General features: G+C 68.0%; 7 protein-coding genes. 3 read left to right on the forward strand and 4 right to left on the reverse strand.

Translation table 11 applies throughout. From position 1 onward, the window contains the following. Positions 1 to 18: 18 nt before the first annotated feature. Complete coding sequence (locus tag TSO221_RS15995; RefSeq protein WP_109119508.1) at positions 19 to 1,284, reverse strand: radical SAM protein; 1,266 nt, start codon at positions 1,282 to 1,284, stop codon at positions 19 to 21. A 369-nt stretch (positions 1,285 to 1,653) separates the two neighbouring features. Here TSO221_RS15995 and TSO221_RS35455 point away from each other — a divergent pair, with 369 nt between their 5' ends. Genes TSO221_RS35455 through TSO221_RS35460 form a run of 3 tightly spaced genes read left to right on the forward strand, consistent with a single transcriptional unit; the run spans position 1,654 to position 2,956 of the window. Continuing rightward, the gene (locus TSO221_RS35455) at positions 1,654 to 1,797 is read left to right on the forward strand and encodes a hypothetical protein (RefSeq protein WP_158284108.1); all 144 of its coding nucleotides are present in this window, start codon (positions 1,654 to 1,656) and stop codon (positions 1,795 to 1,797) included. Further along, a complete protein-coding gene (locus tag TSO221_RS16000) occupies positions 1,782 to 2,486 on the forward strand; it encodes an XRE family transcriptional regulator (protein WP_109119509.1) in 705 nt (234 codons plus the stop codon). The genes TSO221_RS35455 and TSO221_RS16000 overlap by 16 nt, the downstream gene beginning before the upstream one ends. A gap of 29 nt (positions 2,487 to 2,515) precedes the next feature. Next, a complete protein-coding gene (locus TSO221_RS35460; protein ID WP_158284109.1) occupies positions 2,516 to 2,956 on the forward strand; it encodes a hypothetical protein in 441 nt (146 codons plus the stop codon). 142 nt (positions 2,957 to 3,098) lie between these two features. Here the strand turns inward: TSO221_RS35460 and TSO221_RS16010 are convergent, their stop codons facing one another. From TSO221_RS16010 to cysK, 3 genes are all read right to left on the reverse strand, one after another. After that, a complete protein-coding gene (locus tag TSO221_RS16010) occupies positions 3,099 to 4,418 on the reverse strand; it encodes a PLP-dependent transferase (RefSeq protein ID WP_109119511.1) in 1,320 nt (439 codons plus the stop codon). 33 nt (positions 4,419 to 4,451) lie between these two features. Continuing rightward, entirely contained in the window at positions 4,452 to 5,489 is a 1,038-nt protein-coding gene (locus tag TSO221_RS16015; protein ID WP_109119512.1) for a 2-oxoglutarate and iron-dependent oxygenase domain-containing protein, read from the reverse strand. A 195-nt stretch (positions 5,490 to 5,684) separates the two neighbouring features. Then, a complete protein-coding gene (cysK, locus tag TSO221_RS16020) occupies positions 5,685 to 6,653 on the reverse strand; it encodes a cysteine synthase A (RefSeq protein ID WP_282187774.1) in 969 nt (322 codons plus the stop codon). Between the last annotated feature and the right edge of the window lie 133 nt (positions 6,654 to 6,786).

Raw genomic sequence — 6,786 nt, forward strand, 5'->3', positions numbered from 1 at the left:
GGGCTTTCGGAAAGGCGGTCACAGCAGGCGCGCGAGGTCGGTGTCGGGGTGGTTGCCGCAGCGGCGCCAGTCGTCGAAGTCGATGGTCAGACCGTATTTCACGCGAAGCCCATGCAGCCCCTTGGCGAGGCGGATGTAGTAGTCGAGCGACGGCGCCTCCTGGTCGCGGAAGGACGAGCCGGGGCGCGGCACCCAGACGGTGTGGATGGTGGAGACGCCGTGCTCGGCCAGATACTCGGCCTCGTCCAGGGTGGCGGCCAGCGCCTCGGATTCGCTCTGGTGGCCATAGGGGCGGGCCAGCTCGACGCCGCCGACGATGCCGGTGTTGACGTTGCCGCGACCGAAGATGTCCACCGCGCGGATCAGCCGGGCGCGCCACTCCTTGTAGCCCACCTCCTTCGACTTGCCGGGGCAGACCCACTCGAACAGCCGCTCGCTCAGCACCTCCAGGTCGGTGGTGTAGCTGGACAGCCCGGTCTCCTCGTACAGCCGGGCGAGCTGGCGCTCGTTGAAGGCGGAGGCGACGAGCTGGCTGGGGAACTTCTTCGTCGTGAAGTTCTCGCCGATGGCCTGCAACGTCTCGATGTAATAGTCGACCTCCAGGTCGAACAGCTCCTCGCCCTTCAGCACCGAGCCGCCGGTCAGGCAGAAGGTGGTGAAGCGGCCCTTCTCCTTCAGCGCCTCCCTGACCGTCTCGGCGATGTCGCGGGCGCGGGGACGGTTCGGGCGGTCGGCGAAGATTTCCTTCTGCTGCTTGGTGAAGTTGACGATGTCGCAGAACTGGCAGCCGCCGTCGTCCTCGGCCCAGAAGTAGCAGAAGCTGGACTGGAAGATGTTGATGCGCTGCGGCCGGGCCTGGGCGATCAGGCTCATCGGGATGCCGGTGCTGGTGTGCTTGTCGTAGAAGGCCGGCTTGTGCCACAGCTCGACCTCTTCGAGCGGTTCGCCGCCGTCGGTGATGGTCAGCCGGCCGTCGATCAGATCGACATGGTAAGGATTGCGCTCCAGCGGGGCCGGATCGACGACGATGCTGGTGCCGTCCCGCAGCAGCAGCGAGTCGGGGAGCTGCGTGCGCAGCGTGCTGTCGCGGGTGCCGAAGATGTTGGCGCTGCGCAGCTGGTGCACCGCCGGATCGACCACCGACAGCGCGCGGTCGGTGTAGTGCACGCCGCGGCGCTGCACGTCGATCTTCAACGCGATCAGGCGCGGAAAGTCGGGATGCTCGGCCAGCACCTCGGCAAACCCGGGTTCCGTCGTCTCCTTCAGCTTCGGCGCGGCGACCATGCCTTCTTCCCTCGTTCGCAGTTTCCGGGTCGGCGGAGCCCGGGTGGAGCGCCGTCGGCGTCCCCACCCGGGCGTCTGCCCCAACCCACAAGCGTATGGGAGAAGATCATTTCCTATAGAGTCAATGGAGTTATTTCAAAAAATTAACAAACTAAAAATGCATATCTAGCGAAAGCAAAGCGCTGTACGGCGTTCGGAACGCTTCTGCGACAAGTCGCCGCACGTTGGGAAGCGCCCGGTCGAGCGCGGTGCGGCTGCCTCCATGGATTCACCGAGACCAGTTTGTATTTACTACATATTTCAGTTGAAATTGTGTATAGCCTATGAACAATATAGGGAAATGAGGGAAACACGCATGAGGAGGCTTCGATGGCGGCTCGGCAGGCTTCGGTGATCGATCTTGCGGCGTACCGGCGCCGGCGCGAGGAGCACCCGCCGCAGGCGGCGCCTGCGGTCATCCCGATGGTGTGGATTCCCGTGTGGGTGATGATGCCGGTATGGCGGGCGTTTTGAGCACCGCCCCGCTCGCCGCCATGGCGGCCGCCCAGAACCCTGACGAGCCGGCCGCGCCGTCGCCGGCCACACCATCGGCCACACCATCGGCCACACCATCGAATGATCCGGGCATCGCGTCGGAGGAGGATCTGGCCCATGTGCTCGGGCGCAACCTGCGGCGCCTGCGCACGCGCCAGGGGCTCTCGCTGGAGCGGCTGGCGAAGGGGTCGGGGGTCAGCCGGGCGATGCTCGGCCAGATCGAGCTGGGCCGCAGCGTCCCGACCATCGGCCTGCTGTGGAAGGTCGCCCGCGCGCTGGACGTCCCCTTCGCCGCGCTGACCAGCAGCACCGGGCAGAGCGGAATCGTCGTGCTGCGCCAGGAGCGGTCGAAGACGCTGGCCTCGCAGGACGGCGCCTTCACCTCGCGGGCGCTGTTCCCCTTCGACGGGGAGCGGCGGGTGGAGTTCTATGAATTGCAGCTGCGCCGGGGCGCGGTGGAGGAGGCGGAGGCCCATCCCCCCGGCACCGTCGAGAACCTTGCCGTGTCGCAGGGCACGGTCGAGATCACGGTGGGCGAGACGCGCCAGCGCCTGCGCCGGGGGGATGCCATCCTCTTCGAAGCCGACGCGCCGCACAGCTACGCGAACGTCGGCGATACCGATGCGGTGATGTACCTGGTGATGACCTACGCCGAGTCCGTCGGCTGAATGCCTGGCGTCAGGCCGCCATCTCCGGCATGCACATCATCATCATGCCGCCGCACATCATCATGCAGGGCATGCCGGCCTTCATCATGGCCATCATGCGGGTGCAGCACTCGTTGAACATGGCCATGTCCATGCCGGGCATCGGCATGCACTTCATCACCATGCCGCCGCCGGGCATCATCTCGCAGGTCATCTTGCCCATCATGGCCGGCATCATCACCGGCATCATCTGGGGCATCATCTGGGGCATCATGGGCATACCCCCCATGCCCATCTGCGGCATCATCCCGCCCATCGGCATCATGCCCGACATCATATTGGGCATCGGCATCATGCCGCCGGTCATGGGCATCTGCATCGCAGTCATCATGGCTCGCTCCGTGTCCTTGCAAAGTCGGACGGATGTCGCATCCGCCGAAATCCGTGACCCCGCCTGGGCGTCGCTCGCTGCGGCGCCGCCATCGGGCTGAAACGGACTATGATATTTGGCCAAACGGCCGGCAAGGACACACAAACGGCACCGGTCACTTTGCTCCAAGGTACCGGATATCTGTCCAATGATAGCAGACGGCCCGGCGAATATTATCGCCGGGCCGTCCGTTATCCTGGATATCAGACGCGGTCGAGCGCCTGGGCGAGGTCGGCGACGATGTCGTCCGGGTGCTCGATGCCGATGGAGAGCCGGACGTAGCCGGGGGTGACGCCAGTCAGCAGCTGGTCGTCGCCACTGAGCTGCGAGTGCGTGGTGGTCGCCGGGTGGATGGCGAGGCTGCGCGCATCGCCGATGTTGGCGACGTGGTAGAACAGCAGCAGCGAGTCGATGAAGCGCCGCCCGGCTTCCGCCCCGCCCTTCAGCTCGAAGCCGACCAGCGCGCCGTAGCCGCCCTTCAGCACCGCGTCGGCGCGACGCTTCGCCTCGCCGGTCTGCAGGCCCGGGTAGATCACCCGCTCGACCTTCGGATGCGTGCTCAGGAACCCAGCCACATGCGCGGCGTTCGCCGTGTGCTGGCGGATGCGCAGCGGCAGCGTCTCCAGGCCCTGGATGATCTGGAAGGCATTGAACGGCGAGATCGCCGCGCCGACGTCGCGCAGCAGCTTCACCCGCGCCCGCACCGCGTAGGCGACGGGGCCCAGCGGCTTGGTCGCCTCGGTCCAGACGGCGCCGTGGTAGCTCTCGTCCGGCGTGTTGAGCAGCGGCTGGCGCTCGGGGAACTCGGCCCACGGGAAATTGCCGCCGTCGATGATGGCGCCGCCGATGCTGGTGCCGTGGCCGCCGATGTACTTGGTCGTGGAATAGACCACCACCGCGGCGCCCAGCTCCAGCGGACGGGCCAGCAGCGGGGCGGCGGTGTTGTCGACGATCAGCGGGATGCCCAGCGGCCGGCCGATCTCCGCCACCTCCTTGATGGGAAAGACGTTCAGCTTCGGGTTCGGCAGTGTCTCGGCGTAGTAGGCGCGCGTGCGCCCGTCGGTCGCCTTGCGGAAGTTCTCCGGGTCGCCCGGATCGACGAAGCGCACTTCGATGCCGAACTGCTTGAAGGTGCTGGCGAACAGCGCCCAGGTGCCGCCGTACAGGTCGGTGGAGGAGACGATGTTGTCGCCCGCCTGCGCCAGGTTCAGCACCGCGAAGGTGGAGGCCGCCTGCCCCGACGACACCGCCAGCGCGGCGACGCCGCCCTCGATGGCGGCGAGGCGCTGCTCCAGCGCGTCCTGCGTTGGATTGGTGACGCGGGTGTAGATATTGCCCAGCTCCTCCAGGCTGAACAGGCGCACCGCGTGGGCGGTGTCCTGGAACTGGAACGAGGTGGTCTGGTAGATCGGCACCGCGACGGCACCGCTGGCGGGATCGGCGCGGTAGGCGCCGCCGTGCAGCGCCAGGGTTTCCGGGTGGATCGAGGGCGGCGCCTTGGCTGTGAAGAGATCTGCGGTCATGCGTGCGTGTCCTTCTTCTTCGCGTGTCTTGGATCAGCGGGCGCGGGCCGGCAGCAGGTCGGCGTAGTGGCGCTGCGCCACGTCGGGATGCGAGCGCAGGCGGCTCTTCAGCGCGTTCTCGCCAACGTCGTAGTAGAGCGGGTTGCGCGGGTCGCGCTCCGGCCCGCGGGCCTCGGCGGCAAGGTCAGGCGGCAGGCGGAACACCGGCACGCGGGAATCCAGCTGCGCCCCCAGGAAGAAGGCGACCGACAGCCGGTCGCTGCCGGCCGGCGGCGACACCACCTGATGCACGTTGGCGCGGTAATAGCCGTCGGAGGCCAGTTCCAGCAGCTCGCCGACGTTGACCACGAAGGTGCCGGGCACCGGCTCGACGTCGAGCCAGCCGTCCTCGGTCTCGACCTGGAGGCCGCTGCGCTCGTGCTGGACCACCAGGGTCAGCAGGCCGCTGTCCTTGTGCGGGCCGACGCCCTGCCCGCCCGGCTCGCCCTCGCCGGCCTCACGGCCGGGATAGCGGATCAGCTTGACCAGTTGCGTCGGCGCGGAGCCCAGCACCCGCTCGAACGCGTCGTCCGGCTGGCCGAGCGAGAGCGCCACCGCGCTCAGGATTCGGCGGACCACGCCGGTCAGTTCGTCCTGGAGGCGCAGCACCGCCGGGCGCAGCTCCGGCAGCGACTCCGGCCACTGGTTCGGCCCCTGCAGGCGCGCCCAGGCCGGGGCTCCAGGGGCGTCGGGCAGCGCCGGGCGTTCGGAGCCGATGTCGATCTGCTCGCGCCAGTCGGCCAGCCCGCGGGTGCGCTCCCAGCCGACGCGGGTGTAGCCGCGGAAGTGCGGCGAGTTCGCCATGTCGATGGTCAGCTTCTCGCGTTCCGGCAGGCCGAAGAAGCGGCGCGACAGGGCGAACGCCTCGCGGGTCAGCGCGTCATCGACGCCGTGCCCCGCGATGTAGAAGCCGCCGAACGCGCGGGCGGCGGCGCGCAGCTCACCGAGGAACAGTTGGCGTTCGGCTGCCGGCCCTTCGAAGCGGCGCAAGTCGAGGATGGGGGGAACGGTCTTTGGCGGGCGTGCGGTCATTGGTTCCTCCTCGCGGCGGGAACGCCGGGTTCCCGATGAATTCCGCGGAAAGGCTAGCACCCGCACAACCGGCTGAAAAGCTATTCCTACTGACAAAATAGATTTTCGCCTTTATGAACGATTGAATATTGTATTTTATGGTGGAGAACCATCCTGGATGGAGCGTGCAAGGGAACGGTGCCGACAGCGCTCGCCCTATTCCAGACCGTCGAACAGCTCGGTGGACAGGTAGCGCTCGGCGCAGGAGGGCAAGATGGCGACGATCAGCTTGCCGGCGAACGCCTCCCGTTTGCCAATCTCCAACGCCGCCGCCAGCGCGGCGCCCGAGGAGATGCCCACGGGCAGCGCATCCAGCCGCGCAACGTGGCGCGCCGTCTCGAAGGCGCGGTGGCTCGGGACCCGCACCACCTCATCGATCAGCCGAGTATCCAGCGTCTCCGGCACGAATCCGGGACCCAGCCCTTGGATCTTGTGCGGCCCCGGGGTACCGCCAGACAGCACCGGGCTCCCGTCCGGCTCGACCGCCACCACGTGCAGCGACGCCTTGCGCGCCTTCAGCACGTCCGCCACCCCGGTCAGCGTGCCGCCGGTGCCGACCCCGGCGACCAGCACGTCGATGCGCCCACCGGTATCGCGCCAGATCTCCTCGGCAGTGCCGCGGCGGTGCGCCTCGGGGTTCGCCGGGTTGCGGAACTGCTGGAGCATGTAGGCCCCCGGCGTCACCCGGACCAGTTCGCCCGCGTGCCGGATCGCGCCGCGTATGCCACGGTGCGCCGGGGTCAGCACGATGGTCGCGCCCAGCAGCCGCAGCATCTTGCGCCGCTCCAGCGAGTTGCCCCCGGGCATGACCAGCACCAGCCGATAGCCCTTGGCCGCCGCCGCGAACGCCAGCGCGATGCCGGTGTTGCCGGAGGTCGGTTCGATCAGCGTGGTGTGGCCGGGAGCAATCAGCCCTTGCGACTCCGCCGCCTCAATCATGGCGATGCCGATGCGGTCCTTGACGCTGTCCAGCGGGTTGAAGAACTCGCACTTGCCGACGATGTCGGCGGTCACGCCCGACGCCGCGGCCAGCCCGCGCACCCGGATCAGCGGCGTCATGCCGACCGTCTCGGCGATGCTGTCGTAGATGCGGCCGCGGCACTCCGGCGCGGCGGGTCGGGTCAGGCTGCCGAAAGGCGCGGCCGAGGCCGGCGCTCCGTCGGGATCGGCGGCGACGGTGTTGTTCTGAATGGTCACGCCAGCCTTCCTCTCCTCGAACAGGGCTGTTCCACGGTCAATGCCAGCGGCGCGGCGCCCT

The organism is Azospirillum sp. TSO22-1, from assembly GCF_003116015.1.
GTDB lineage: Bacteria > Pseudomonadota > Alphaproteobacteria > Azospirillales > Azospirillaceae > Azospirillum.